A 26,051-nucleotide genomic window follows, 5' to 3' on the forward strand; every position below is an offset into this window, starting at 1 on the left:
CCACCGATTGACTCCATGATTGGATATCTGCATTTACAAATCCAGATATTCTATGTATAGAAAATGCAAAGGATTTTTTTTGAGATGCGCAATCGAACATCGCGTCAAAGCAACATCATCGACTGCCACATATTTAAAAATAACTCTTTGCCTCTTCCATACCTTGTTGCAACAATTTTACGATACAATCATAACGCTTATTGATTGAACGTTCAATCAATAAGCGTTATGATAAAAAAATGCGATCATGTTCTATAACCAACTGATTGAAGCAAAACCTTATATTTTTAAGGACATACATGAACAAACGCCAAGTTAAACCTGAGCATGTGCGCCGTGAAGAAATTATCAACGCCGCCTATGACGTGATTTATGAAGTGGGATTATCCAATACCACCATTGCTCAAATTGCAAAAAAAGCCCAACTTTCAGTGGGGATCGTGAGTCATTATTTTGGTGATAAACAGGGTTTAATTAATGCCTGTATGTTGGAAATGCTGAATGTATTACGAGGTAAAACCGCTCAATACAAAGCAGAACTCAGCGACTCTGACCCTCAGAACATGATTAAAGCGATTATTGATTCAAACTTTGACATTAGTCAGGTCAATCAAAGAGCGATGCGCATCTGGCTGGATTTTTGGTCGGCCAGTATGCATATGCCAGCATTGGGACGATTACAACGCATTAATGATCAACGCTTGTATTCCAACCTGAAATTTCATTTTCTGAAATTACTTCCCGAAGATCAGGCCAGTATCGCGGCTCGTGGTCTTGCCGCTTTGATTGATGGTTTATGGTTACGTGGAAGTTTAAATGGCGATACAGAATTTGATGCAACAATGGCACGTTCGATTGCTTATGACTATGTCGATACACAGCTCAAGCTGATGAAACACACAAGGCAGGAGAGACAAAATGAGTGATGTAAAACTTCATCGTTTATATATCCATGGACAATATACAGATGCAAGCAGTGGCAAAACATTTGATAGCATCAACCCAGCAACAGGTGAAGTCATTGCCACCATTCAACAAGCCTCTCAAGCAGACATTGAAGCTGCGGTAAAAAGTGCAACTGAAGGTCAAAAAATCTGGGCAAGTAAAACTGCGGTTGAACGCTCACGCATTCTGCGCCGTGCAGTCGATATTTTACGTGAACGTAATGATGAACTGGCTCATTTAGAGACACTGGATACAGGCAAAGCTTTGAGCGAAACTTCTACAGTGGATATTGTCACTGGTGCAGATGTACTTGAATATTATGCAGGACTGGCGACTGCAATTCAGGGCGAACAGGTTCCATTACGTGAAAGCAGTTTTTTCTATACTCGCCGTGAACCTTTAGGTGTGGTTGCAGGTATTGGCGCATGGAACTACCCCATCCAGATTGCACTTTGGAAATCTGCCCCTGCCCTTGCTGCGGGCAATGCCATGATTTTTAAACCGAGTGAAGTGACACCGCTCACAGCCCTAAAGCTCGCTGAAATTTATACAGAAGCAGGACTGCCTGATGGTGTATTTAATGTGGTGCAAGGCGCTGGCGGTGAAATCGGACAATGGCTGACTGAACATCCTGTGATTGAGAAGATTTCGTTTACGGGTGGTGTGGAAACAGGCAAAAAAGTCATGGCCAGTGCTGCGGGTTCCACGCTAAAAGAAGTCACCATGGAACTGGGTGGAAAGTCTCCACTGATCATCTGTGAAGATGCGAATCTTGATCGTGCCGCAGATATTGCTGTGATGGCAAATTTCTTTAGCTCGGGTCAAGTCTGTACCAATGGTACACGTGTCTTTATTCCACAATCGCTAAAGTCTGATTTTGAGCAAGCAATAGTTGAACGTGTTCAACGGATTCGCATCGGTGATCCACTAAATGCAGACACCAATTTTGGCCCATTGGTCAGCTTCCCGCATATGGAAAAAGTCTTGTCTTATATTGAATTAGGCAAACAGCAAGGGACGACATTACTGATTGGCGGTGAACGTGCTACAGAAAGTTCACTCGCCAAAGGCGCTTATGTTTTACCCACTGTATTTACAGACTGTACTGATGATATGAAGATTGTACAGGAAGAAATCTTTGGCCCCGTCATGAGTATTTTGGCTTATGACACAATTGAAGAAGCCATTCAACGTGCTAACAACACTAACTTTGGTTTGGCTGCGGGTGTCGTGACTCAAGATATTTCTCAGGCGCATCGCCTGATTCATCAGCTTGAAGCAGGTATTTGCTGGATCAACACATGGGGTGAATCCCCTGCTGAAATGCCTGTTGGTGGCTACAAACAGTCAGGCGTTGGACGTGAAAACGGCATTTCAACCCTTAATCATTATACCCGTACCAAGTCGATTCAAGTTGAACTGGGTGATTATCAAAGCGTGTTTTAGCCCATTTTATACTCTTTGTATTTCTCTTTTATTTTCCTCAAAACATCTGCTGTCAATGCTGCTCAGGCAGCTTGACACCTACAAGATTAAGGAATAGTAATGACAACTCAATCTTACGATTACATTATTATTGGAGCTGGTTCAGCAGGCAATGTACTGGCTGCACGTTTAACTGAAGATGCCCATGTTTCGGTCTTGCTTTTAGAGGCAGGAGGACCTGACTATCGTCTGGACTTCCGTACTCAGATGCCCGCTGCATTGGCTTATCCATTACAAGGTCGCCGATACAACTGGGCGTATTTGACCGATCCTGAACCATACATGAATAACCGCCGTATGGAATGTGGTCGGGGTAAAGGTTTGGGCGGGTCATCGCTGATCAATGGAATGTGCTATATCCGTGGCAATGCCATGGATCTTGAAGGTTGGTCAAAACTCGAAGGTTTAGAAAATTGGAGCTATGCCGACTGTCTGCCGTATTATAAAAAAGCAGAAACCCGCGATATTGGCGGAAATGATTATCATGGTGGAAATGGCCCAGTCAGTGTCGCAACGCCTAAACAGGATAATAACGTCTTATTTCATGCCATGGTCGAAGCAGGTGTACAGGCAGGTTATCCACGCACAGATGATTTAAACGGTTATCAGCAAGAAGGTTTTGGCCCGATGGATCGCACTGTGACCAAAAATGGTCGCCGCTCCAGTACTGCGCGTGGTTATCTGGATCTGGCAAAAGATCGTCCAAATTTAACAATTGTGACCCATGCGACGACCAACAAAATTTTATTTAATGGCAAACAAGCGATTGGCGTTGAATATATACAAGGTGCCAATCAACATGATGTAAAAAAAGGCTATGCCAATAAAGAAGTGCTGTTATGTGCGGGCGCAATTGCGTCACCACAAATCTTACAGCGCTCTGGTGTGGGACAAAGTACCTTTTTAAAATCGATGGATATTGAAGTCATCCATGATTTGCCAGGGGTGGGTGAAAACCTGCAAGATCATCTGGAAATGTATTTGCAATATAAGTGTAAACAACCTATATCGCTCTACCCTGCGCTCAAATGGTATAACCAGCCAGCTATTGGCGCAGAATGGCTGTTTTTAGGTAAAGGCATTGGGGCAAGTAACCAGTTTGAGGCAGGTGGGTTTATCCGCTCTTCAGATGAGTTTGCATGGCCAAATATTCAATATCACTTTTTACCAGTTGCGATCAACTACAATGGCAGTAATGCCGTTAAGGAACATGGTTTTCAAGCCCATGTGGGTTCCATGCGTTCTCCATCACGTGGTCGTATCAAACTAAAATCCAAAGATCCATTTCAGCATCCAAGTATTTTGTTTAACTACATGTCTACTGAACAGGACTGGCAGGAATTTCGTGCGGCGATCCGTATTACTCGTGAAATTATGCATCAGCCCGCGCTTGATCCATATCGCGGTGAAGAAATCAGTCCAGGGAATGCGTTAAATACAGATGATCAGCTCGATGACTTTGTACGTAATCATGCCGAAACAGCTTACCATCCATCCTGTAGCTGCAAAATGGGTGAAGATGAGATGGCAGTGGTCGACCATCAGGGTCGAGTTCATGGTATGCAAGGCTTACGTGTAGTCGATGCCTCCATTATGCCATTAATCATTACGGGCAATTTGAATGCCACCACCATTATGATGGCGGAGAAAATTGCAGATCAAATTCGTGGGCATGCGCCATTACCACGTTCCGAAGCACCTTTTTATCGCGCCTAATTCATCCTGATCAATCATCGGACTAATTTACCCCCATGTTCGATGATTGAAATTTTGCATCATCTATCGTACACCTCGTACAATTTCAACGCATCAATGCCTCAGCTGATGTGCATTTTTATTATTTTTTAGACTAAACCTCAAGAAACTACACTTTTCAAGTTTCACAAGATTATGAATAAAATAAGGATTTTTTTGATATAATTTGTATTTATTGTAAAAATTTAATCATTTCAAATTAAAATTCGATTATTGATATTCATCTCATCTAGAATACGCGTCTATTGGAATGTAGCGGTTATCTAAAAAATTAATGTATTTTAAATAAATAGATTAATTTCCCTCCCTCTAAACTTTAGATGCCGTTACATTCCATTTTTATACCTATCAAAAAAGCTAAGCTATTACTCAAGCCTATTAAAGCGCATCATCTGTCCTATTAAAATTTTGTTGGCATAGTCGTATTAGAGCGTTCATTAGCGAAAGCATCCTGAATGTTAAATAGATACTCATCCTTTCAAAGCGCAAACTGACCAGCAAATTTAAGACACTTTCTTCACAAATCGACAGTATGATCTCGATCTGAATAGCATTTATGGCTAAAAATCAAACATGCTTTATACATAATTTACATGCGTAAAATAGAACGATTATTTTTAAAAGAATATGCTAAACACATGTCATAAAACGTAGAGGAATAAAATGAATATGGCGAGAATAAACAGCATTTCGCATAAGTTTTATTCTGTAATCTATCTGTTAATCATCACCATTATCGGGGTCGTTTGTGCTTTAAACGCAACTTACGATGTCATGATTGGGGGCACTCCGTTTTATTTTTTTGCTATTGTGGTGCTTGCACTTCAGAGTATTTTTGCACTGCGTGAATCTGAAAGAAGTCGTAATCTAGCTGGTTTAGGCTTGATTCTATTGATCATCGGGCTGATTTATAGTTATGGATTTATGTTTTTAACCCATCTTAAAGCAATTGTATTATTGCCATCAGTTTGTTTGACGTTGTTCGGCATTCCTTCTATTGCCCAACATCCGCAAAAACTTCATTTACTCAAAGCCGTACTGTTATGCTCACTAATTGCTTTGGCAGCGGTTCAGTATTACGAACTTAGCTTACTCAAAGGGTATTATGATTCACTTCCTTATAACGGTAGCTGGCAACATTATGGTGCCTTATGACAGGTCATTTTCCGTCCCGTCATAACATACCTCATTGTATTGATCGACTAAAAATATTTAAGCCATGCAATATGCTTATTCGCATGCTTATAGCTTGAAAATGCTTTAACCACCGGATAAAGCAGACAGATCAAAAATAATGTGATGATCCATAATTGAGCCACCCCAGAAACTGAAAAATAGCCTGATTCATTTGCTCCCCACCATAGTTCAGAGATCACATATAGCAGCTTGAGCACATATAAATGCAGTAGATAAAAGAACATAGGGACTGAACCAAACACCACCAACACTTTCAAAAAAGGCGTTTGAATCCATCGATCAAAGGCAATCAGAACGATCAATCCAATCCCGACATTCCACAAAATGAACAATAAAGATGGCGGATATTTGGTGAAGTTAAAAAAGCTCATTAGACTCAATGTCAAAGAATCATAACTTTGCCAAGCTTCATCCCCATAGATATTCAGCAAACGAAGCAATACAAACAATACAATGCTCAACATCGCAATTAAGATCAAATAACGATCACGTTGCTGCGCATTAAACTTGGGCTGAAAAAACTGCCCTAAACAGTACCCAAATAAAATCACACCCACCCACGGTAATACGGGGTATGACGTTCTGACTCGTAACCCTTCAAATTCAATCCAGCCCCGCTCGTGCAGAATCAACCAGAGAGGTTCCAGTATTGGAATATCTTTAAAACTTATTTGATCTAGCAAATTATGACCAAAAATGATCAACAACCCGACACTGAGTAAAATCTTTTTAGGTAGTCCAATACACATTGACAAGATCACCATACTCAGACCAATTGCCCAGATCACTTGTAAATAAATCACCTCTGGAGGAAAAGTGGCTGTCCATGCAAAATTAACCAAGGTGAATTCCAGCAAAATTAAAAACAAACCACGTTTCAATAAAAAATGACGGGTTTGCTCAATGCTCTGAGTTTTCATCTGAAATAAAAAAGCCGACATTCCCGTAAGCAAAACGAATACAGGTGCACATAAATGTGCCAAAAATCTGCTCCAAAAAAGTGCAGGCTCCGTTTCAGTGACATTTATTGGGTCACTGACCTGTTTATCTAAATAAAATGTTTCACGAACATGATCCAGTAACATGATCATAATCACTAAACCGCGTAATGCATCGATAGATTGGAGACGTGGAATATTTTTTGCTTGTGGCATAAACGTTATAGCTTCAACTTTTGAAATGTTATATTATTTCAAAAGTTGTTTTTTGTCATGTTTATCGAGGGGTTTATGCAGCATAAATATCGTCTGCTGTCGTCATTTATTGGCTTTTCTTTTCTTTCTGGTCTCAGTTGGGCCGATTCTCCAAATAATGTTCTTTCTACCATCACCCTACAGGCTGATCAAAATCAGGAAAATGAAAAAACCACCTCTGCCGCAAGTAAATTTTCACATGATGTTTTAGATATTCCTTTTAGTCGTAGCTATCTTTCACAGGACATTTTAAAACAACAAGATAGTCAACGTATTGAAGATGCAATTCATCTGGTCAGTGGTGTCTTTGCACAAAATAATTATGGCGGTGGCTTTTGGGATAATTACTCTTTTCGTGGTTTTGCAACGGATCCTAATCTTGGCGCAGCCAGTATCCGAAATGGCTTAAGCGTAAATCGTGGACTCAGTGCACCACGAGATATGCTCAATATTGAATCTCTGGACTTCTTAAAAGGCCCCGCCGCCGCGCTATACGGTCGTGGTGAAATGGGTGGTTTGCTTAATATCACCACAAAAAAGCCACAATGGCAGCCGCAAGGACAACTCAACTTACGCGCCAATACCGAACAACAATACCGTGGTAGCTTTGAATATACTGCGCCGCTGAATGATCAACTGGCTTATCGATTGGCCATTGCCCATGAAGACAATCAAAGCTTTCGTGATGAGGTGAATAGTGAACGCTGGTTTTTTTCACCGCAGTTAAGTTGGAAAATCTCTGATCAGACTCAACTTGATTTTGACAGCGAAATCACTCAGCAAAAAGGCACTTTTGATCGTGGTATCAGCGCCTATAAAGGCCAGATTCTGATGAGTCCCAAAACCTTTACAGGCGAACCAGACGATGGCGACATGAAATTGAATGATCAGTTTTATCAACTGCGTTTGGCGCATGAATTAAATAATGAATGGAAACTCAATAGTGCCGTCAGTTATAAGCAAGGATTGATGAAAGGCTTTTCCACTGAACCTAAATCTTTTGAATCAGATGGTGAAACTTTAAATCGTCAACGTCGTTATCGTGATTATTTCACCAAAGATCTACTCGCACAGGCTGAACTTTTAGGTAAGTTGAATACAGACTGGGCGCGTCATGAGATCCTGATCAGTACTGAAGCAGGTCAATTGACTTCTGATCAATATCAGCTCCGTTGTGATTATAAATATTCAGGCGCAAGATACTGTGTCAATCAGATCAATGTCTATCATCCTCAATATGGCGTGTATTTACCCAATATGGGGCTGCAAACCAATACCCGTGAACAACAGGACTATTTTGCTTTAAATCTTCAGGATCAAATGTTCTTCGATGATCAATGGAGTCTTTTAGTTGGTACACGTTTCGACCAAGTCAAACAGTCTTTAGATAATTACAAAGCCAATACTTCTACCGATAAAACCTTTCATCAGGCCTCGCCTCGTGCGGGTATAAATTATAAATGGAATGAGCAGTTGTCGTTCTATACGAATTATGGACACTCTTTCGCCATGAACAGTGGTACAGATGCCAATGGACAAGTGTTTGCACCTGAAAAAGGTGAAAGTTATGAAATCGGAAGTAAATATCAGTTTAATGACACATCCTTATTGAGTCTGGCATTATTTCACATGAAAAAACGAAATGTGCTCACCACCAATCCAAGCGATGCAAATTATCAGTATGCCGCAGGTGAAGCATTAAGTCGGGGCATTGAGGTAGATCTGCAAAGTCAACTCACAGATCAACTGCATTTAATGGCAAACTATGCTTATACCGATGCACAGATTCATAAAGATACAACCATTGCCAAAGGAACTCCGCTCAATAATATTCCTCGCCATAGTGGTAATCTGGCATTAGATTATGTGCTTTTACAACAGGCTATAAAAAAAGCAGGTGTTGGGGCAAATGTACAGTATGTTGGGAAACGTAATGGGACACAAAGCACAGGCTTTGAATTACCCGATTACACCTTGGTCAATTTAAATGCGTATTATGAACCGAATAGCCAGTTACGTTATCAATTCAATATTAACAACGTGTTTGATAAAACCTACTATGTTGAAAGTTATAGTGATCTGTGGATCCAGCCAGGTGATCCGTTAAATGCGTCACTCTCGGTACAATGGACGTTCTGATTTGATTTTGTCACATTTTTCATTCCCAAAAGTTGTCATGTTCAGCATTTGTGTACTTTTGGGAATCACATTGACAGCCTGTCAGCCCCGAGACATTACAGAGCAAAAACCACAATTAGAGACTCAATCAGTTCAAACCACACCATCACATTCTCGTCTTAGTGTTGTTGATTCTTCGGGTTATCGTGTTACGTTGGAGCATCCTGCCCAACGTGTGGTGTGTTTATTTGAGTCGAGTTGTGATGGTTTATATATGCTCAATCAGGGCAATAAAATTGTCGGAATTCCTGCGGAAATTTATCAACAGCCAATGTTATATCACGCATATTCTGTTTTAGACCGACGCATTCAGGCCAAACAGATTCAGAGCCCCTCTCAAGGCAATAATGCGACCAATATCGAAAGTCTATTAATGCTACAACCTGATTTAGTCATTATGGGTGGAGGAGAAAAACAGACCATTGCCCTTCTGCGCAAGTTAGGCATTGCAGTTTATATTATGGAATCTTCGACTTATGCTCAGGTCAAAGAAGAATTATCAAACATTGCGATTTTAACCGATGCAACAGTCCGTGCAAAAACGATACTGCAATATTCAGATCAAAAAATAACGGAGATTCAGCGTAATACTGCAAAACAACCCCATCAGCAAACTATTTATTATGCATGGTCGGGCGGTCGTATTTTTTCGACATCAGGAACTCAATCGATTACCAATGATTTTATCGAATTGGCTGGTGCGAAAAATATTGTGTCGACGAAAACCAATCAACCCAACGTCAACCCAGAAACCTTGATTGAATGGAATCCTGATAATATCGTGCTTTGGAATACCGATCCGCAGTTGATTTATCAACGCCCTGAATTACAAACGCTGAAGTCTGTTCAACGGCGTAGAGTTTTTAATTTAAGCCCTGCTTTTATCTATAATCCTCATACCATCAAAATCGTGTTGACTGCACTTTATTTACATCACCACATTTATACTGACGTGCAATCATCTGACAACATGAAAGAAACCCAATATCAAGTACTGAGTATGTTGTATGGTTCAAAAGCAGCACAAGCCCTGAATGCCCCATGAAATTGATCACTCCCATGAAGATGATGCGTCTTGAATCCATCACCCAATTAAATCCTGTCATTCGATATACTGGCTTTATTGTTTTACCTGTGCTTTGTCTGTTTTGTTCCTTATTAATTGGGCCTAGTCATATTTTAGGTTATCAGGATTATCTGCTCTGGTTCTGGCAAAGTTTGTTTGGTGGAAGCTATATTGCTCCTGAACAATATGCTCTGATGCAGAATATTCTTTGGAATGTGCGCCTACCCAGAATTTTACTCACCTTTATGGTCGGTGCCGCACTGGCGACCGCAGGCAATGGTTTACAGGCTTTATTTCGAAATCCACTGGTGGATTCTTATGTACTCGGTATTTCTTCTGGAGCAGCATTTGGTGCGGCACTGGCGTTGTCTTTTAACTTAAATTCACCTAATTTATTGGCGTTTATTTTTGGTATTGCTGCGGTACTTCTGACTTATTTATTTGCCTATCAAAAACAGGAACAACAAACCTCTTTGGTCATGATTATTTTGGCAGGCATGATTGTTTCAGGGCTGTTTTTGGCAGGATTAACCATCATTCAATATATTAGTGATCCATTTAAATTACAGGCCATTGTGCAATGGACGATGGGTAATTTGCATCAAGCCAATTGGAATAAAGTACAATATGCAGTATTGCCTATTTGTATCGGACTTCTGGGCTTATTTTTAATGCGTTGGCGACTCAATTTGCTCGCACTCGGTACAGAAGAAGCCCAAGCGGTGGGCATCGATCCAAAATGGGAACAAATCTTGCTGATTGGATTGGTCACCTTATGCACCTCTGCTTCTGTGGCTGCCGCAGGGATTATTAGTTTATATGGTTTATTTATGCCCCACATTGTGAGAATACTAGTCGGGCCTGATCATCGTGCAACCATTCCCTGTAATATGATATTGGGCGGCTGTTTTTTATTATTGATTGATAATTTCTCACGTGTTTTATTGAGCTTTGAAATCCCAATTGGAATTTTTACCATGCTGCTTGGCGCACCTTTCTTTTTGCTGCTCATGAAAAGCCAACGGATGAACTGGTCATGATCCATATTCATCAGCTTAACTTTGCTTATGGGCAAAAACAGGTGCTTAAAAATATCGATCTCTCATTTGCTGAACATCAGTTTTCAGTGATCTTGGGGCGTAATGGCTGTGGTAAATCGACCTTGTTTAGACTCATGGCAGGTCTGGAACCTTTACAATGTGGCAGTATTTTATATAAAAGCAAACGTTTAGATCAGTATAAAGGCAAACGTCGTGCCGAACTTTTAGGCTTTTTACCACAATTTCACAAAACCGTTTTTCCCTTTAAAGTCAAAGATGTCGTTTTGACAGGCCGTGCTGCGTTTAGTCATTTTTACCCCACCAAACAGGATGAATATCTGGTCGATCAGGCATTGGAAGAGCTAGATATCGGCCATTTAAAACATCAGGCGTATACTGAGCTTTCGGGCGGTGAACGACAATTGGTGATGATCGCTCGAATATTAGTACAAGCACCCAAAGTGATTTTACTGGATGAGCCAACGAATCATCTCGATGTCTATTATCAGTCTTATTTGATGAAAAAATTACGTCAACTTTCTCGTCAAAACTATACCGTGATTGCCATCATGCATGATCCTAATCTGGCATTTTTATTTGCAGACGAACTGTTTTTTATGCGTCAACATGAAATTATTCGACCTGAATCTCGGCAACGCCTGACGGATCCTGTCTTTTTAAAAAGTGTCTATGATGTTGAATTTCATGAGGCCATGATTCAGGACAAAACCATTGTAGTGCCAGACTATTCATGGCTTTAGACATCGAACTTTTACAACCAGCAGATGTGCCTCAAGCCACTCAATTTGCGATTTATACACGCCAACTTCTTTTTCCAGAAGTTTATCAATCTGAACTGCCTCATGATCTGACTCATTTCAGCCAAACTTATCTTGAACACCCGCAAGGCGCTTGCTTCGTGGTCAAAGATAAGCACACAATTATTGGCATGGTGGCTTATCGAGCTTATAACCATCGTTTTAATTTGGACTTACCGTTGAAAGTTGTCGAGGTGGTTAAACTATTTATACAGCCCGAATATCGCCGACAAGGTTTAGCATCGCAACTTTGCCATGCTTTATTTGAATATGCGCAACGACAAAATATTCGACATTTTTATTTGCATACTCACCCCTTTTTACCTGCGGCTGAATATTTCTGGCAAAAACAGGAATTTCAGGTCATTCATCGTGAATGGTTGGCGCATTACGATACGGTTCATATGTTAAAAACCAGTCAATCAATTTAATGTTGTATGATGAATTTGAGATCATCCAGTATTTAAAAAGCCATAAAACCGCTCTTGGATTTTATGGCGACAAACGAAATAAAAGAATTAAAAACTAAAGCCAAAGTTTAAATTAACCCGATACAGCCATTTATCACTATTCAAGGAAGTTGCTGTGGTATAACCCGTACTATTGGTCGAACCTCCAATAATATTGGCATTTTTTCCCCAAGTATAATCTGCCCAGACCATAAACGGAGATGCAATAAACATCATGCCTGTGGTATTCATCTGTGACGCTGACCAATCTGTATGTGTTTTATCCAGATAACTAAAGTCGTTATAGAATTTAATCGCTTTAAGTTTCCACATATCCTTGATTGGCAAGGTATAAGAGACATTGAGACTCGAAACAGTCCCTTCAGAAGCAATTAAATAAGAAGGTGTTAAACCATTGGTTCCCATTAAAGTCATACGATCGTCAACACCTTCTGGATTTTTGGCATCGTATTGATAGTGAATGATGGAGCCCTGAATGTTCCAGCGATTAAGATTGCTATTGGCATGAAGACCTAAAGCATAATATTTTCCATCATCATCTGTGATTTTATTATGCAGTTGTGAAATAGCCCCTGATAATCCAACTTCTTGCTTGCCTAGCGTCGTATCAAACTTTTTAACCACACGGGCATTGACCTGATTTTGTTTTTCATTTTGATAGCCTTTCTGATTTGGAAAAGTATTTTTCAGATCATCATAAGAGCCGCTTTCTGGGGAATAACGCATATTGGTTTCAAGCATGCTTGGATAATAACCCAGTTTAATATCCCAATTTTTGTCATCATAATTCCAGTTCAAGCCAGGGGCAATGTTGTTGCCATAGCCTAAAAAGAACGGCAAATGATATGTCCAGCCATTTTGCGGATAAGGATAAATAGTAAATGGTTTGTAGACGAAACCTGCCTCCAAACTATTGTGAGGATTGAGCTTATATCCTACATAGGCTTTTTCTATAGAGGTAAATTCTTGATCCTGCAATAAAAAACTTGAATTTAAATAAAAATCATCATACGTTCCCTTAAGATCAAGTCGTAGGACATCAAAGTCCAACTTGCCCATTCCACGATTGAAACTTTGTGGCCAGCTTTCATAGCGATCCTGCACGCGAATCACCCCACCCACTTTAAATGAAGCTGTACCATCTTCATTTTTCCACTCCAGTGGTGATGCCTCTGCCCAAGAGCCAGTCGAAACACCTACGCAGAAAATTGAAACACTTATTGTTGAAACTACACTTTTTTTCATCATCGCTTCCCAATATTTAGCCACGAGCTGATAGTGAAAAATAACAACTCATGTTTTATATATAAAACTTTGTTTATTTTGATTTTTACCTAAAAAAATTTGGTGATCCTATTTGAAGCGAGAGCAATCCTTAGCTCATGGCATATTATTCATCACCATTTTTAGTTGTTTACTTAGGTGCCTTAGCACCTAAGTAACGCCAGATCACAATAATGCTGCTATAAGGTTTTGAAATTCAATATCTCTTAAACTTAATAGAGTTTTTTCTGTGGTGGACCCGCAAAGTTTAACGGACCAATAGAATGCATATCGAGTTCGATGACCGCAGGGCCGTTAAAATCGATGGCTTCTTGGATCGCGACTTTAAACTCATCTGCACTGCCCACTTTCCAGCTTTTAACGCCCATCGACTCCCCCAGTTTTTGATAATCTGGGGTATGTAACTCATTAAAATACTGGCGACCACCAAAGTAGTTATTTTGAATACCGCGCATTACACCATAACCACCGTCGTTCATGATCATGAGTACCATATCGGTATTTTCCTGCGCCATCGTTGCGATTTCACCGATACCTAGCATCAAACCACCATCACCGACCAGACCGACTACTTTTTTGTCTGGATTAGCGATACTTGAACCAATCGCATGCGCTAAACCTAAACCGATTGCCCCTGCCAATGAGTGAATATTTCGATTTGGTGCTTGTACAGGAAATAAGCGGCTGCCCCATGTACTTCCCGACATCGTAATATCGCGGACAAAAATACCATCTTCAGGTAAAGCCGCACGTAAGTGATCACAAATCAATGCGTATTGATCAAGCTGTTTACGTAGTGCATCGACCGCAGCATTTTTAGCATCAACAATGGCTTGATCATAGTCAGCATCAACTTTCGAAACACCATTAAGTTGAATCAAACTACGCGACAAAATATCTTTAGCATCCGAACAAATGAAATGACGAATTTTGTAATTACGTTGTTGTGCGACAGGATTGGCATCAATCTGAACGATATTTTCGGGGAACTGAACCGAATAAGTTTTGGTTTCGTTACTGCGTAGACGAGAACCCACCACGACTAATAAGTCAGCATTTTTTAATAGTTCTTCGACTTTAGCCGAGTTATGAAATGCACCTAAGCTACGTGGGTGTGCATCGGGTAAAATACCGCGACCATGGGTGGAGGACACCACAGGAATACCCAAATCTGCAATCGCCTTGATTTCATCCACACTATTTAATGCACCGCCACCAATCCAAAATACTGGACGTTTAGCTTGCTTGATTTGATCAACCAATAACTGAACCTGAGTTTCATCTACCACAGGCAGTTGCATCGCTTTCACTGGACTTAAATCCAACGGTAAATCAATTTCTGCTGCTTGCACATCGATTGGTAATTCAACACTGACAGGTCCCATTGGGACAGTTGTAGCGACACGAATCGCTTCACGAATGACCCCAATCGCGTTATCTGGACTGGTAATGCGAAATGCAGCTTTGCTCGAAGCACGTAAGAAAGTGAGCTGATCTTTGGTTTCATGAATAAAACTGGCATCACGATCCAAATATTCCCGTTCCACTTGACCTGTTAAATGCAACACAGGACTGGCTGCATTCATGGCTTCAATCAAGGAACCCACGGCATTGCCTGCACCTGCACCCGTACTGGTTAAAGCAACACCCAAACCTTTAAATCGCGCATGTGCATCGGCCATCGTGACTGCACCCGCTTCACCTCGCGCCGCCACAAAGCGGATTTTTTCACGGCGACCCACAGCATCAGCAATCGGCAAGTTATGAATGGAGATCACGCCATAAATGCTATTTACATCATGTTCTTCTAATAAGCGAGCAATTGCTTCACCCACATTGACACGTTCAGTCATGAAAATCTTCCTCTAAATTCTGTTTAATATCCATTGAAATGGTTAAATCGTTTAAAACATCTTGGGCTTTAATGATCAGTCACACCATGCATTTGGCTGGTCACTTAATCCCATATAAATGCTTTTTTGCTGCATATAAGACAAAATTCCCAAACGTCCTTTTTCACGTCCAATACCACTATCTTTAAAACCACCGAATGGCGCTGAAATTGAAAATTTCTTGTAGGTATTAATCCATACTGTACCCACTTCAAGCGCACGAGAAATCCGCCACGCCTTACGATAACTTTCAGTCCAAATACCTGCCGCCAAACCAAAACAACTGTCATTGGCTTGCTGAATTAAATCTTGCTCATTGTCATATTTCATGACCACTAACACAGGGCCAAAAATTTCTTCTTGGCATACTTTTGCCTGATTTTTCAATCCAGTAATAATGGTCGGCAAATAAAAACTACCTTTGGCAAATTCACCTGTTGTCAATGCTTCGCCACCTGTCAAAACTTCACCACCTTCTTGCTTGGCGAGTTGTACATAACGATCGACAGACTGTAAATGCGCCTGATTGATCAGAGACCCCATATGCACATCTTTTTGTTCAGGATGCCCAACCCGTAAGCCTTTGGTAAGTTCCACCAGACGTGTGAGGAACTGATCGTAAATACTGCTATGAATAAACAAACGAGAACCTGCAATACACGCTTGTCCCGCAGAACTAAAAATGCCGTATGCAATCCCTTTTGCAGCAAGCTCTATATCCGCATCTGGGAGCACAATCGTTGGCGACTTACCACCTAACTCTAAAGATGTGGTAATCAGTTTATCTGCTGCAATGTGTGCCAAATGGCGTCCTGTTGTGGTTCCACCTGTAAAAGAGATCTTTCGAACTAATGGATGCTTCACAATGGCATCACCGACGACCGAACCTTTCCCCACTAAGACGCTCAATAGGCCTTTAGGTAAACCCGCTTCTTCAAAAATCTTTGCTAATTCCAGTGCGATCAGTGAAGTGGCTTCAGCAGGTTTTAAAATCACCGCATTTCCACCTGCCAAAGCAGGAGCCAGTTTTTGTACTTCACTGGCAATGGGTGAATTCCATGGAGTAATCGCAGCCACGACACCGACAGGTTCATGCACACTGAAGGTCATAAAATCTGGCGCACGTTGAGTGGTCAATTCATCATTGAGAGTTTCACAGGCAGCCGCCACATAACGGGCTGTCGCAGCTGCGCTTAAGACTAAACCACGGGTTTCTGCCAAAGGCTTACCATTATCACGGGTTTGTAATTGAGATAACTCATTCACTCGTGCTTCAATAATATCCGCGACTTTATATAAAATTTTGGCACGTTCATGGGGCATACGATTACGCCATTCAGGTGCGCGCCAAGCCTGATCTGCTTTGGCAATCGCTTCTTCAATATCTTCAGGACTTGCTGTAGAAATTTCGGCATTTACTGAATTGTCTGCTGGAAATGTACTTTGAATCACATGACCGCGACCCAAACGCCATTCACCCGCAATATAAAGTTCCTTAACCATGATAGTAATCCTTGTTAAATCTGAATGGCTTCAACACTATTGCGACAAGCACGAATCACGCTAAGTGCTGCCAATGTTGATGTTTTAGGGTTAGATGCAAGCGGAACACCGACCATTTCAATCGTCATTTGCCCAAAACGGCCTTCGGCAACAATGATATGTTTGTTCTGGGTCGTTTCTGGATCTACAGTTAGTTCTACGATGGTGTTATCCATGCCTACACCCGCCAGCGCGATAGTTGCAGCTACATTGGCATTGGCAGGAAAATTCAATGCAGCTTCACGTGCTGTCCCACGATAAAATACGGTGGCTTTTTGTACTTGATCCAAATCAATCAATTGCTCGGCATAACTACCACGCCAACTGTTGGGGCTTTTACAACCTTTATAAGTGACTTTTTCAAGTCCACCTTCTTTTGCAGCGGCAATACCATCTATGCCTGCAATTGCACCTGCCAATAGGTGTAAGTGCGCGCCATTTTGTTCCGCCGTTTGCTGAAGTTCGGTAAAAATTTCGCTATCTGCCAAAGTACCCACAGAGATCAAACCAATGGTCCAACCATTTTCCAGTACTTTTTTGGCATGTTCTTTTACTGCGGCCTGACCCGCCACTTCAATCACATAATCTGGTGTGCCATCACATTGATTGACATCAGAAATCACCTGAATGTTTGAATTTACTTTTTGCTTGACGTTTTCAACACTACGTTCAGGTACCACAATCCATTTCAATTCAAGATCATGTGGCAAATGTGCATATACTTCCGAGGCCATTGCGCCAAAACCAATCATCATCAATTGTTTCATTGCATTCACCTTATAAATGTTTGTTAAAACCACCAGACACATCAATGGTCGAGCCTGTGGTATAAGAAGCAAGCGGTGAGGCTAAAAACACTAATGCACGAGCTGGTTCTTCGGGTTTGCCTAAACGCGCCATTGGAATGCCACGTTTTTTTGCGATATTGGCTGTCCAGTCTTGCCATGATTGATTTGGATCTGAACGTGTTTCATAGCGGCGTTTCCACTGTGCCGATTCGACCATGCCTAATAAAATTGAATTAACACGCACGTTATATTTAATAAATTCATGTGCCAATGAATGAGTAAGATTAAGCAGAGCTGCACGTGCCGATGAAGTCGCGATCATGTGCGGTTCAGGCTGTAAAGCCAATAACGAATTGACATTGGTCACAGAGCCAATTGCTGAGTTTTTTAAATCATCCAGAAAGGCACGAACCGGATGCAATACACTGAAATACTTTAGTTCAATTTCTTTCATCCAATCTTCATCTTGTGTATTTTCAAAAGTAGAAACTCGCCCTTGACCTGCGTTATTAATCAACATGTCGACATTGCCCAAATGCTGTTTCACTGTATGAGCAAAGTTTTTGACATCTTCTTTATCCAATACATTGCAAACCTGTGTAAAAACATGGGCATGTGGATATTTTTCTAATATATAAAGCTTTGATTCAGCAAGACGTTGTTCATCGCGTCCACACCATGCTACTTTTGCGCCTTCTGCGACTAAAATTTCAACAGCAGCCAATCCGATGCCAGAAGAGCCACCGGTGACAACTGCTACTTTTCCTTCTACCTGAAAGCTCATACTTTTTCTCTCGTTTCAATGCTGCTGTGCAGACACAATAATGTCGTTAAAAATTGTTGGTTGATCGACATAACTCAAATGTCCTGCTTCACTAATTTCAATATAGTTTTGGCACTGGATTTCCTTTGCCAAAGCTGCAATGGCTTGCGGCGGTGTAATACTGTCGTTCAGTCCTGAAACCATCACGCATGGCACCGCCAAATCTGTTAAATAATTACGAATTTCATCATGAGCCAACAAATAAGAAGCTTGGGTAAAACCTCCCAAATTCAGGTTTTGCATGACCTGTCCAATCAGTTCAAGCGTTTGAGGTTTCTTCAAATAAGTTAAATGTGGTCCACGACTTTGCGCTAAACCCTGATTTCCAAGTTCTGCCAGCATTTTTGGTCTTTTGTTATAAACTTCGGCTTGTTGTTCAACGGGATAACGCTGATAACCCTGTGCGACATTGGCAAGAATGAGTGTTTCGACATCATCTGGATAACGTCGCGCAAAAGCACTTGCTTGTAATGCACCCAGTGAATGTCCAACCACAATCGCCTTTTTAATCTTTAAATGTTCAAATAAGCCTGCCAAACGCTGTGCATAATCTTCAGCATTCGGCTGCAAAGTGGTTAAAGCATCGGACGAACCATAACCGGGTGCGTCCCATGCAATAATATGAAAATGATGACTTAAATCTTGCAGTTGTTTAACCCACGACCCTGATCCAGAGCTAATGCCATGTAATAACACCAGATAATGCTCTCCAGTGCCTGCTTCACGATAGCTTTGCTTGTGTCCATCGATCTCGACAGATTTCACTGGAAATTGTTGTAGAGTTTCAACAAGTGTCATCATCATTTTCCTTTAAGGCCACAATCAGAGTTCAAACCTCTTTTTGCAACTCAGATTCAATCCATTTAGTTACGTTTAATTTGAGAAAGTGGATGCTCAGGTGGATAGTTTGGAATGGTTGGTTTACCTGTTCCTAACATCACACACATCAAGGCATCTTCTTGACCAGGATTAAATAATCCACGATAGATTCCAGGTGGAATTGAAATCAGATCACGTTCTTTTAAACGCGTACTGAACTTTTCACCGTTATGCTCAATGAACAAATCAATTTCACCACGCAACATAAAGAACACTTCTTCAACATCATGGTGAATATGCAAAGGCCCTTCACACTGTGGCGGTAAAACCATCGTAGAAAACGTAAAGTTTTCAGCAGGAACAGTGTTGTTATCATTGGAAACACCTGTTGCACCTGTGCCCATGTAGCGCATTTGGGCACGGCGATATTTCGGATCATAATCTGCCTGAAATTTCAGTGCGTTAAAGTCATATTTGCGAGTTTCAAAACGTGCAATACGGGTGTTTAACCATTCTTCTAAGCTCGCACCTTCGGGTTGCGTCCATGATTCAAATTGTTGAGTGCTCATGTCTTACTCCTGATTAAAATGAAAACTATAATTAGTAACGTTTGAGTAATGGTGTAAGGAAAAAGGAACCCACGATAGCCACCACTGCCAAGAACGTGATTCCCAAATTAAAGCTGCCCGTTTGCATCACAATCATGCCAATCAATACTGGCGCAATCGCACTGGCAAAGTTTGCTAAACCATTAAAAATACCGCCTGCTGTCGCCCCGACATCTGCTGTAGTGACACGCGCCAACAAAGCAAATACCGCAGCTACACCGAAACCCCATGCCATTGAGCTGATCGACATGGCCAAAATAATAAGAAGCGGATTGGTCATTAACACCATGACGTACAATGAGATACCTGCGACCAGTAAGCCACCAAACACCTGTACTGCGCGTTTACCAAGCTTGTCGGAGAATACAGCCCCAATCACCTCACCCACGAGCATGGCAATAAACGGTAGGCTTGAATAAAAACCAAACTCTTTTAAATTAAAGCCTTTGTCCTGAATCAGATAAGATGGCACCCAGCTGTTTAGGCCCCAGAGATAAGTCATTAAAGCGATATTGAAGATACAGACCAGCCAGAACGCGCTGTTTTGTAATAACAATTTAGTATTACGAAGATGACCCTTAAAATTGATACGTTTGCTTGAATCTTCGATCTCAATAGTTTTGCGTAGTTCTAAGTTACGCAGTCCAACCACCACAAAGACCAAGACCAATAAAGTCATTGCAGCCATTACAAAGAAAGTGGTATGCCAGTCGTGTTTAGCCAAGACAGCCGCAGTGATCGGAAATCCTAAAAAGGCACCAATGGGTGTACCCAGTAAAAACATGGTAGAGGCACGTGCTTGCTGACGATCTGTGTAGGTTTGTTTCACAATCGCATAAGCCAATGCAAATAATGGCCCTTCAGCTATGCCCAATAAAACACGTAAGAACAGCATACTGCCATAATGCGTAGTAAAGCCCATGATCAACATTAGAACGCCCCATGAGGCCACGCTCCAGAACAACATTTTCTTGGGATTGAAAATATCCCCTAGAAAACTCAGGAATATAGATGAAAAACCATATGCCAGTAGAAAACTGGTCATTAACCAGCCCAACTTGGCTTTATCCTGTGCAATTCCCATCGCATCCTGAAAATGTGGATCTGAGAACAAAACTGCAATACTAATCTTGTCAAAAAATGCCAGTACGACACAGGCCATTAGGACAAATGCGGGTATCCAGTGTTTGAATCCTTTTTTTTCATCTACATCATTTAACATGCAAGCGTTCCTTCGATCTGGCTAAAGATCTAAAATGATTGTTCTGGCTAGAGGTCTGAAAGCGTTATTAGGGTTTTAGCTTCATGACATTAAATTCAGGATCGGTTAATTGTTCTGGGTTCAACACTGTACCGCTTTGAATCCAGCGTTTGGCCAGTTTGACGAGCTTGGAATCGTTGACCGCGATCATATTGATCAGACGGCTTTGTTCATCCAAATATAAATAGCTAACTTGTGTAGGACTGCTTTGACGGATGACCAATTTCGGGTTTAACTGTGGTTGATAAGTCCCTAAAATCTGGATATTAAAGTGATACTGATCTGACCATAACCACGGAATATCGACATATTCAGTGGCGACACCCAACATTGATTTTGCCGCAGCAATCGCTTGATTTTGTGCATTTGCCCAAGATTGGATGCAGTAACCTAAAACAGGGTGAATGGCAACATCACCTGCTGCATAGATATCAGCATCAGACGTTTGACCATAACAATTGACCACGATGCCATCTTTCACATCAAGACCTGCATCTACACCCAATTCTTTGGCAATCTCGGCACCTGCGCCCACCACTACACAATCAAAAACCTGTGCAGTCTGCGGATGATTCAGTACTTGAATGGTTTGATCTGAACTTTCAATCAGGTGCAAATTTTTACTGTCCAGATGAATTTGCGTACCTTGTTGTTCATGGATATCTTTTAAGAAAGCTGAAACTTCAGGACTCACACTACGACCACATAAGCGATCAGCATATTCAAAAACATGTACTGCCTTGCCTTGCTTACGCGCTGTTGCAGCAATTTCAAGGCCGATCCAACCGCCACCAATAATTGCAATAGAATTTGCATGTTCCAGTAAATCTGCCAAACGTTCGCAGTCTTGAACGTCACGCAAAGTTACGACATTCGAAATTTCTTTCCACGTATTCACAGGTACACGTGCCCGACTACCTGTTGCAATTAATAATTTGTCATAAGGTAAAATCTTGCCGCTTTCCAAAATGACCAGTTTGTGATTGCGATCAATTTGTGTGGCTAGATCAGGCTTGTGCCATTGCACTGAAAAAGCATCAATTTGTTCAGGAGAAAACAGATTTAGGCTGTCATAACTGGCTTCTTTGGAAAGCACTTGTTTAGAAAGCGGTGGGCGTTCATAGAAAATCTGATGTTCATTGGACACCACATGAATTTCACCACGATACCCTTCCTGACGCAAAGTACTGACCGCCCAACCTGCTGCCTGACCTGCTCCAACCACGACGATTTTTTCCATGAGCCTATCTCCTTCTACCTAAACCTTAGCCTTGAATGGGTTTAATCTGACGACGAGTATCATGATCTAGACCACCCTCAATCGCCCATTCGGTAAACAGTTCCAAACGATGCTCTTCAACGCGCGGCTGCCACTCTTCAGTCAAATAGTCATCATTGGTGTAATATTCAAATGCACCACCTAGAGGTGAGTTGACATACCAGAAATAAGCAGAGGAAATAGGATGACGACCTGGCCCAATAAAAGTTGACCAGTCGGAACGATTCATATTCAAACCACCGCCAATCACTTCATGAATATCACGTACCACAAAAGCAACATGATTCAGACCTGCTGGTTTATTCGGGATAGAAAGCAAGAATAAATCATGATGGAAACCCTCTGCGCGGCAACGCAGGAAAGCACCACGATTTAAATAGGCATCTGATAAATGAAAGCCTAATTTTTCTTTATAAAAATTTTCTGTTGCAGCTAAATCTGGCGTGAAGAACACCACATGACCAATTGCTATTGGTTCACCTTTTTCATAAACAGGGCTAGCTGCATTAACACGTTGGATATTGCCGTACTGATTAATACCTTCAGTTTTTTGTTCAGGTACATCTTTGGTAATCGAATGTTGAAAAACAATCGTCATGCCATTTGGATCTCGACACTGCACCTGTGTTGCACTTTTTACAAAGCCTTCTACATCTTTTAAATTTTCAGCAAATTGGATTAAATCCTGATCATTGTCTACACCCCACGTCACTTCACGAAGGGTTGAACCATTTTCAATCGCAGCAGGTAAGCGCGCATCTGAGATATCAAATAAATAAATCTTGCTGCCATTTTGAGTTTGAAACAGTTCAGTATCTTCAATATCTGTTGTTTGTTTTGACAAACCAAAATCAGTTAAAAACTTGATTGCTTCAGCTTTGTCTTCAACCCCAAACTTTAAAACTTCGATTCCTGTAATCATGTTATGTGCTCCTAGTTAAAGACAAAACCACCGTTGACGGGGATATTCTGCCCTGTGACAAAAGATGCCAAATCAGAAAGTAGATACAAAGCTGTGCCATTTAAATCTTGTGGATGTTGCTGACGCTGAATCGCTCGACCTGTAACATAAAGGTCATGACGTTCTTGTGGGACATACTCTGTTGCTTCAACTAAGGTCAATCCTGGAGAAATAGTATTCACACAAATGTTAAATTCACCCAGTTCACGTGCCATAGAACGAGTCATGGAAATAATCGCCCCTTTACTTGCGACATATGCCATGAGTTTAGGCGCGCCCCAAAGCGCAGTATCAGAAGCAACATTGATAATTTTGGCCGCACCTGACTGTTTCAAATACGGAACACAGGCTTGAACCATCAACCATGTTCCCTTGACATTGATGGTCATCACTCGATCCCACAGATCAGGATCGTATTGCATTAAATCCTTGCCACCCACACCAGATGCGAGTGCTGCGCAATTCACTAGACCATCCAGACCATTCAGTTTATCTGCTGCAAATTGAACAGCTGACCGAATAGATTCAGGTTGAGACAAATCCAGCCCAACAGCGTGAACACCCAAGCCCTGTTGTTGTAACTGCTTTGCCTCTTGCTCAACCAGTTCGGTCAGAATGTCCGCCATGACAACGGTTGCACCCGCTTTGGCAATCGTCTGAGCAAAGCCCAAACCTAAGCCACGCGCAGCTCCTGTTACCATGATTTTTTTACCTTGCAGTAATGTATGAATGGTCATAGCCACAATCCTTATGGTGTTTCAGTCAAAGATGAAGTATCTAGCACTGCAATTTTTTTCAATTGCTTCTCTGCTTCTTTTTTCATTAAACGACGCAGACGAGATAGACCAACATCATGTTGATAAAGAAACTCTTTAGAACGCGCATTTGGTGCCAAATTTTCCAAAATAATGCGATCCTGCTCCAACACATCCCAGTGCAATTTTTCTAAATGATTGCGGTATAGGAAACGCCAAACATTACGTTGCCAACCACTGACTTTACGGCAACGCCAGAAGAATACGCGGGTATTGTTGGCGTCAATTGGTGTCACAAAACCGACAATCCAAAACACCCCACCTGGACCAAATTCTTTACGATACGGAATAGAAAGACGTAACCAACTTGCTCCAGTATTGCCATATTCTACCCAGTCAAAATTGACACCCGTTTGACCTTCTTTTTCAAAAATAAATCCGTTTTCAGTACTACGGTGTTTCATTTCCGCAGTACGCTCACCCTCTGCCATGGAGTGCGAAGTACAGTGTAAATAGGTGCCATGCATCGGATCCATCACGTTATCGATGGCGTATTGATGATTGACTTTCCAGTCGGCCTGACATAAAAATGAACTCCATTCTGTACTGGCTAACTGCTCAGGAAATTCAAGTTCAGTAGGTGGTTCATTTGCATCAATACCAAACCAAATAAAAATGGCATCATGCTTTTCAATGATTGGGTAGCTTTTTACACACTCACTGCCTTTCATTGGACAGTCATGTACAGCAGGTACATCGACCACTACACCATCACCGCCGACTTCAACACCGTGATACCAGCATGCCACGCGATTGCCCAAGTTCCAGCCTAATGATAAGCGTGCCCCACGATGCGGACAGCGATCTTCAAGCGCATGTAGTTGACCATCCTGATCGCGCCAAACCACAATATTTTCGCCTAAACGAGTAATCCCGACGGGATTTGCATTGACTTCCCAACTGGCGAGAACTGGATACCATTGATCACGTAAACCTAAATCAAGATATTCTTCAGTACTTTGAGCTTGTTGATAAATTGCATTCATTATTGTCTTCCCTGAACTTAGTAACCCAAACGCTGCATTTCTTCTGTAAAGCTCTGCATGGTCCAGACTTCACCTGACTCACGACGAAAACCCTGTTGGTTTAATGCGTTGACCAAATCATTCAATTCAGTCATCCCTGCTCCAAAAGCTCGTATTAGATGCTGAACAAAGTCCTGTTCGTAGATGGTCGGCACTTTGTAGCGAGTCTGCCAGACCAAATGTTCAACTTGCCCAGGAATCTGAATATTATTAATGCCAGCATCCCTAGAAGGTGTCGCATTGATCCAGTTTTCCAGTTTTTCATTAAATTGTTTCATGGTGAATTCCTTCTATCCATTACAGTTGAATCTGTATGTCTTGACCTTCTACACGTACTGGATAAGTACATAGGTCACGACATCCTGGACCACTCATGAGCGAACCCGTCTGGATATCAAAAATAGCTTCATGCAATGGACATTCAACGGTCTGATCCTCGATAAATCCTTCTGTCAATAATGCAAAAGCATGTGGACAGACATTTTCGATCGCAAAATAATTTTCATCGATGACAAATACACCTATTTTTTTGTCATTGACTTCTACTGCCTTTGGTTCGTCTTCCGAGACATCATCAATGCCACAAACTGAAATCCAACTCATCGTTTGAGCCCTCGATACTGTTTTATATATAAAACTTTATTTGATTTTCAAAACATTGACAAAGAATAATCCTCATTTGCTTTTTGTGTCAATAAATTAAAATTAATATATTTCAAATATTTAATAAATTATTAATATTTTATTACGTTTTATTAGAGAAATTTGGTTTTATATATAAACATTGTTTTATACATCCGATATCAT

The 26,051-nt window shown here is 41.3% G+C and carries 24 protein-coding genes; 9 read left to right on the forward strand and 15 right to left on the reverse strand.

Annotated features, from left to right (window positions below):
* Window positions 1-299 precede the first annotated feature (299 nt).
* From betI to EGS47_RS03595, 4 genes are all read left to right on the forward strand, one after another.
* On the forward strand, window positions 300-926 hold the full coding sequence (gene betI / locus EGS47_RS03580) for a transcriptional regulator BetI (protein ID WP_005003004.1): 627 nt from the start codon (window positions 300-302) through the stop codon (window positions 924-926).
* Window positions 919-2,391: a betaine-aldehyde dehydrogenase gene (gene betB / locus EGS47_RS03585; RefSeq protein ID WP_005003001.1), complete on the forward strand. Its 1,473-nt coding sequence runs from the start codon at window positions 919-921 to the stop codon at window positions 2,389-2,391. Before betI ends, betB begins: the two co-directional genes overlap by 8 nt.
* 99 nt (window positions 2,392-2,490) lie before the next feature.
* Window positions 2,491-4,146: a choline dehydrogenase gene (gene betA, locus EGS47_RS03590; protein ID WP_005002999.1), complete on the forward strand. Its 1,656-nt coding sequence runs from the start codon at window positions 2,491-2,493 to the stop codon at window positions 4,144-4,146.
* A gap of 702 nt (window positions 4,147-4,848) precedes the next feature.
* Window positions 4,849-5,340 carry a hypothetical protein gene (locus EGS47_RS03595; protein ID WP_005002996.1) on the forward strand — a complete coding sequence of 164 codons (492 nt, stop codon included), beginning with the start codon at window positions 4,849-4,851 and terminating at the stop codon, window positions 5,338-5,340.
* A 47-nt stretch (window positions 5,341-5,387) separates the two neighbouring features.
* On the opposite strand, the gene EGS47_RS03600 is transcribed toward EGS47_RS03595, so the two are convergent.
* A complete protein-coding gene (locus EGS47_RS03600) occupies window positions 5,388-6,536 on the reverse strand; it encodes a DUF1624 domain-containing protein (protein ID WP_005002994.1) in 1,149 nt (382 codons plus the stop codon).
* Between the two features lie 75 nt (window positions 6,537-6,611).
* Here EGS47_RS03600 and EGS47_RS03605 point away from each other — a divergent pair, with 75 nt between their 5' ends.
* The 5 genes from EGS47_RS03605 to EGS47_RS03625 are packed head-to-tail and all read left to right on the forward strand — an operon-like array spanning window position 6,612 to window position 12,108.
* On the forward strand, window positions 6,612-8,714 hold the full coding sequence (locus tag EGS47_RS03605) for a TonB-dependent siderophore receptor (protein ID WP_125269188.1): 2,103 nt from the start codon (window positions 6,612-6,614) through the stop codon (window positions 8,712-8,714).
* A complete protein-coding gene (locus EGS47_RS03610; protein ID WP_004990744.1) occupies window positions 8,683-9,798 on the forward strand; it encodes an ABC transporter substrate-binding protein in 1,116 nt (371 codons plus the stop codon). Before EGS47_RS03605 ends, EGS47_RS03610 begins: the two co-directional genes overlap by 32 nt.
* A gap of 23 nt (window positions 9,799-9,821) precedes the next feature.
* The gene (locus tag EGS47_RS03615) at window positions 9,822-10,859 is read left to right on the forward strand and encodes a FecCD family ABC transporter permease (RefSeq protein ID WP_051003650.1); all 1,038 of its coding nucleotides are present in this window, start codon (window positions 9,822-9,824) and stop codon (window positions 10,857-10,859) included.
* Window positions 10,856-11,620, forward strand: coding sequence for an ABC transporter ATP-binding protein (locus tag EGS47_RS03620; RefSeq protein WP_004990748.1), 765 nt, complete (start codon window positions 10,856-10,858; stop codon window positions 11,618-11,620). The genes EGS47_RS03615 and EGS47_RS03620 overlap by 4 nt, the downstream gene beginning before the upstream one ends.
* Entirely contained in the window at window positions 11,611-12,108 is a 498-nt protein-coding gene (locus EGS47_RS03625; protein WP_004990751.1) for a GNAT family N-acetyltransferase, read from the forward strand. Before EGS47_RS03620 ends, EGS47_RS03625 begins: the two co-directional genes overlap by 10 nt.
* 87 nt (window positions 12,109-12,195) lie before the next feature.
* Here EGS47_RS03625 and EGS47_RS03630 read toward each other — a convergent pair whose 3' ends face one another.
* From EGS47_RS03630 to EGS47_RS03695, 14 genes are all read right to left on the reverse strand, one after another.
* Window positions 12,196-13,392, reverse strand: a complete 1,197-nt coding sequence (locus EGS47_RS03630) for a hypothetical protein (RefSeq protein WP_004990754.1) — start codon at window positions 13,390-13,392, stop codon at window positions 12,196-12,198.
* A 251-nt stretch (window positions 13,393-13,643) separates the two neighbouring features.
* Window positions 13,644-15,284, reverse strand: coding sequence for a thiamine pyrophosphate-binding protein (locus EGS47_RS03635; RefSeq protein ID WP_004990756.1), 1,641 nt, complete (start codon window positions 15,282-15,284; stop codon window positions 13,644-13,646).
* 75 nt (window positions 15,285-15,359) lie between these two features.
* Window positions 15,360-16,826, reverse strand: a complete 1,467-nt coding sequence (locus EGS47_RS03640) for an aldehyde dehydrogenase (RefSeq protein WP_104794936.1) — start codon at window positions 16,824-16,826, stop codon at window positions 15,360-15,362.
* A gap of 14 nt (window positions 16,827-16,840) precedes the next feature.
* Window positions 16,841-17,632, reverse strand: coding sequence for an aspartate dehydrogenase (locus EGS47_RS03645; RefSeq protein ID WP_004990762.1), 792 nt, complete (start codon window positions 17,630-17,632; stop codon window positions 16,841-16,843).
* A 10-nt stretch (window positions 17,633-17,642) separates the two neighbouring features.
* Entirely contained in the window at window positions 17,643-18,437 is a 795-nt protein-coding gene (locus EGS47_RS03650) for an SDR family oxidoreductase (protein WP_125269189.1), read from the reverse strand.
* Window positions 18,438-18,452: 15 nt separating this feature from the next.
* Entirely contained in the window at window positions 18,453-19,277 is an 825-nt protein-coding gene (locus EGS47_RS03655; protein ID WP_125269190.1) for an alpha/beta fold hydrolase, read from the reverse strand.
* Window positions 19,278-19,339: 62 nt separating this feature from the next.
* Complete coding sequence (locus EGS47_RS03660) at window positions 19,340-19,864, reverse strand: cupin domain-containing protein (RefSeq protein WP_004990771.1); 525 nt, start codon at window positions 19,862-19,864, stop codon at window positions 19,340-19,342.
* Window positions 19,865-19,895: 31 nt separating this feature from the next.
* Complete coding sequence (locus EGS47_RS03665) at window positions 19,896-21,125, reverse strand: MFS transporter (RefSeq protein WP_004990772.1); 1,230 nt, start codon at window positions 21,123-21,125, stop codon at window positions 19,896-19,898.
* A gap of 67 nt (window positions 21,126-21,192) precedes the next feature.
* On the reverse strand, window positions 21,193-22,404 hold the full coding sequence (locus EGS47_RS03670) for an NAD(P)/FAD-dependent oxidoreductase (RefSeq protein ID WP_004990774.1): 1,212 nt from the start codon (window positions 22,402-22,404) through the stop codon (window positions 21,193-21,195).
* A gap of 25 nt (window positions 22,405-22,429) precedes the next feature.
* Window positions 22,430-23,365 (reverse strand): VOC family protein, encoded by a 936-nt coding sequence (locus EGS47_RS03675; protein ID WP_125269191.1) that lies wholly within the window; start codon window positions 23,363-23,365, stop codon window positions 22,430-22,432.
* A gap of 11 nt (window positions 23,366-23,376) precedes the next feature.
* Window positions 23,377-24,141, reverse strand: a complete 765-nt coding sequence (locus tag EGS47_RS03680) for an SDR family oxidoreductase (protein ID WP_125269192.1) — start codon at window positions 24,139-24,141, stop codon at window positions 23,377-23,379.
* Between the two features lie 11 nt (window positions 24,142-24,152).
* Window positions 24,153-25,205, reverse strand: coding sequence for an aromatic ring-hydroxylating oxygenase subunit alpha (locus EGS47_RS03685; protein WP_125269193.1), 1,053 nt, complete (start codon window positions 25,203-25,205; stop codon window positions 24,153-24,155).
* Between the two features lie 17 nt (window positions 25,206-25,222).
* Window positions 25,223-25,522 carry a recombinase-like helix-turn-helix domain-containing protein gene (locus EGS47_RS03690; RefSeq protein ID WP_004996189.1) on the reverse strand — a complete coding sequence of 100 codons (300 nt, stop codon included), beginning with the start codon at window positions 25,520-25,522 and terminating at the stop codon, window positions 25,223-25,225.
* Window positions 25,523-25,541: 19 nt separating this feature from the next.
* Window positions 25,542-25,847, reverse strand: a complete 306-nt coding sequence (locus EGS47_RS03695; protein ID WP_004990784.1) for a non-heme iron oxygenase ferredoxin subunit — start codon at window positions 25,845-25,847, stop codon at window positions 25,542-25,544.
* Window positions 25,848-26,051: the final 204 nt, after the last annotated feature.

Source organism: Acinetobacter sp. FDAARGOS_515 (genome assembly GCF_003938865.1).
GTDB classification, from domain to species: domain Bacteria; phylum Pseudomonadota; class Gammaproteobacteria; order Pseudomonadales; family Moraxellaceae; genus Acinetobacter; species Acinetobacter ursingii.

What these genes read in the sequence shown, in the direction of transcription:
- betI (WP_005003004.1), top strand. Translation starts at nt 300, where the DNA reads ATGAACAAACGCCAAGTTAAACCTGAGCATGTGCGCCGTGAAGAAATT.
- betB (WP_005003001.1), top strand. Translation starts at nt 919, where the DNA reads ATGAGTGATGTAAAACTTCATCGTTTATATATCCATGGACAATATACA.
- betA (WP_005002999.1), top strand. Translation starts at nt 2,491, where the DNA reads ATGACAACTCAATCTTACGATTACATTATTATTGGAGCTGGTTCAGCA.
- EGS47_RS03595 (WP_005002996.1), top strand. Translation starts at nt 4,849, where the DNA reads ATGAATATGGCGAGAATAAACAGCATTTCGCATAAGTTTTATTCTGTA.
- EGS47_RS03600 (WP_005002994.1), bottom strand. Translation starts at nt 6,536, where the DNA reads ATGCCACAAGCAAAAAATATTCCACGTCTCCAATCTATCGATGCATTA.
- EGS47_RS03605 (WP_125269188.1), top strand. Translation starts at nt 6,612, where the DNA reads ATGCAGCATAAATATCGTCTGCTGTCGTCATTTATTGGCTTTTCTTTT.
- EGS47_RS03610 (WP_004990744.1), top strand. Translation starts at nt 8,683, where the DNA reads ATGCGTCACTCTCGGTACAATGGACGTTCTGATTTGATTTTGTCACAT.
- EGS47_RS03615 (WP_051003650.1), top strand. Translation starts at nt 9,822, where the DNA reads ATGCGTCTTGAATCCATCACCCAATTAAATCCTGTCATTCGATATACT.
- EGS47_RS03620 (WP_004990748.1), top strand. Translation starts at nt 10,856, where the DNA reads ATGATCCATATTCATCAGCTTAACTTTGCTTATGGGCAAAAACAGGTG.
- EGS47_RS03625 (WP_004990751.1), top strand. Translation starts at nt 11,611, where the DNA reads ATGGCTTTAGACATCGAACTTTTACAACCAGCAGATGTGCCTCAAGCC.
- EGS47_RS03630 (WP_004990754.1), bottom strand. Translation starts at nt 13,392, where the DNA reads ATGAAAAAAAGTGTAGTTTCAACAATAAGTGTTTCAATTTTCTGCGTA.
- EGS47_RS03635 (WP_004990756.1), bottom strand. Translation starts at nt 15,284, where the DNA reads ATGACTGAACGTGTCAATGTGGGTGAAGCAATTGCTCGCTTATTAGAA.
- EGS47_RS03640 (WP_104794936.1), bottom strand. Translation starts at nt 16,826, where the DNA reads ATGGTTAAGGAACTTTATATTGCGGGTGAATGGCGTTTGGGTCGCGGT.
- EGS47_RS03645 (WP_004990762.1), bottom strand. Translation starts at nt 17,632, where the DNA reads ATGAAACAATTGATGATGATTGGTTTTGGCGCAATGGCCTCGGAAGTA.
- EGS47_RS03650 (WP_125269189.1), bottom strand. Translation starts at nt 18,437, where the DNA reads ATGAGCTTTCAGGTAGAAGGAAAAGTAGCAGTTGTCACCGGTGGCTCT.
- EGS47_RS03655 (WP_125269190.1), bottom strand. Translation starts at nt 19,277, where the DNA reads ATGATGACACTTGTTGAAACTCTACAACAATTTCCAGTGAAATCTGTC.
- EGS47_RS03660 (WP_004990771.1), bottom strand. Translation starts at nt 19,864, where the DNA reads ATGAGCACTCAACAATTTGAATCATGGACGCAACCCGAAGGTGCGAGC.
- EGS47_RS03665 (WP_004990772.1), bottom strand. Translation starts at nt 21,125, where the DNA reads ATGTTAAATGATGTAGATGAAAAAAAAGGATTCAAACACTGGATACCC.
- EGS47_RS03670 (WP_004990774.1), bottom strand. Translation starts at nt 22,404, where the DNA reads ATGGAAAAAATCGTCGTGGTTGGAGCAGGTCAGGCAGCAGGTTGGGCG.
- EGS47_RS03675 (WP_125269191.1), bottom strand. Translation starts at nt 23,365, where the DNA reads ATGATTACAGGAATCGAAGTTTTAAAGTTTGGGGTTGAAGACAAAGCT.
- EGS47_RS03680 (WP_125269192.1), bottom strand. Translation starts at nt 24,141, where the DNA reads ATGACCATTCATACATTACTGCAAGGTAAAAAAATCATGGTAACAGGA.
- EGS47_RS03685 (WP_125269193.1), bottom strand. Translation starts at nt 25,205, where the DNA reads ATGAATGCAATTTATCAACAAGCTCAAAGTACTGAAGAATATCTTGAT.
- EGS47_RS03690 (WP_004996189.1), bottom strand. Translation starts at nt 25,522, where the DNA reads ATGAAACAATTTAATGAAAAACTGGAAAACTGGATCAATGCGACACCT.
- EGS47_RS03695 (WP_004990784.1), bottom strand. Translation starts at nt 25,847, where the DNA reads ATGAGTTGGATTTCAGTTTGTGGCATTGATGATGTCTCGGAAGACGAA.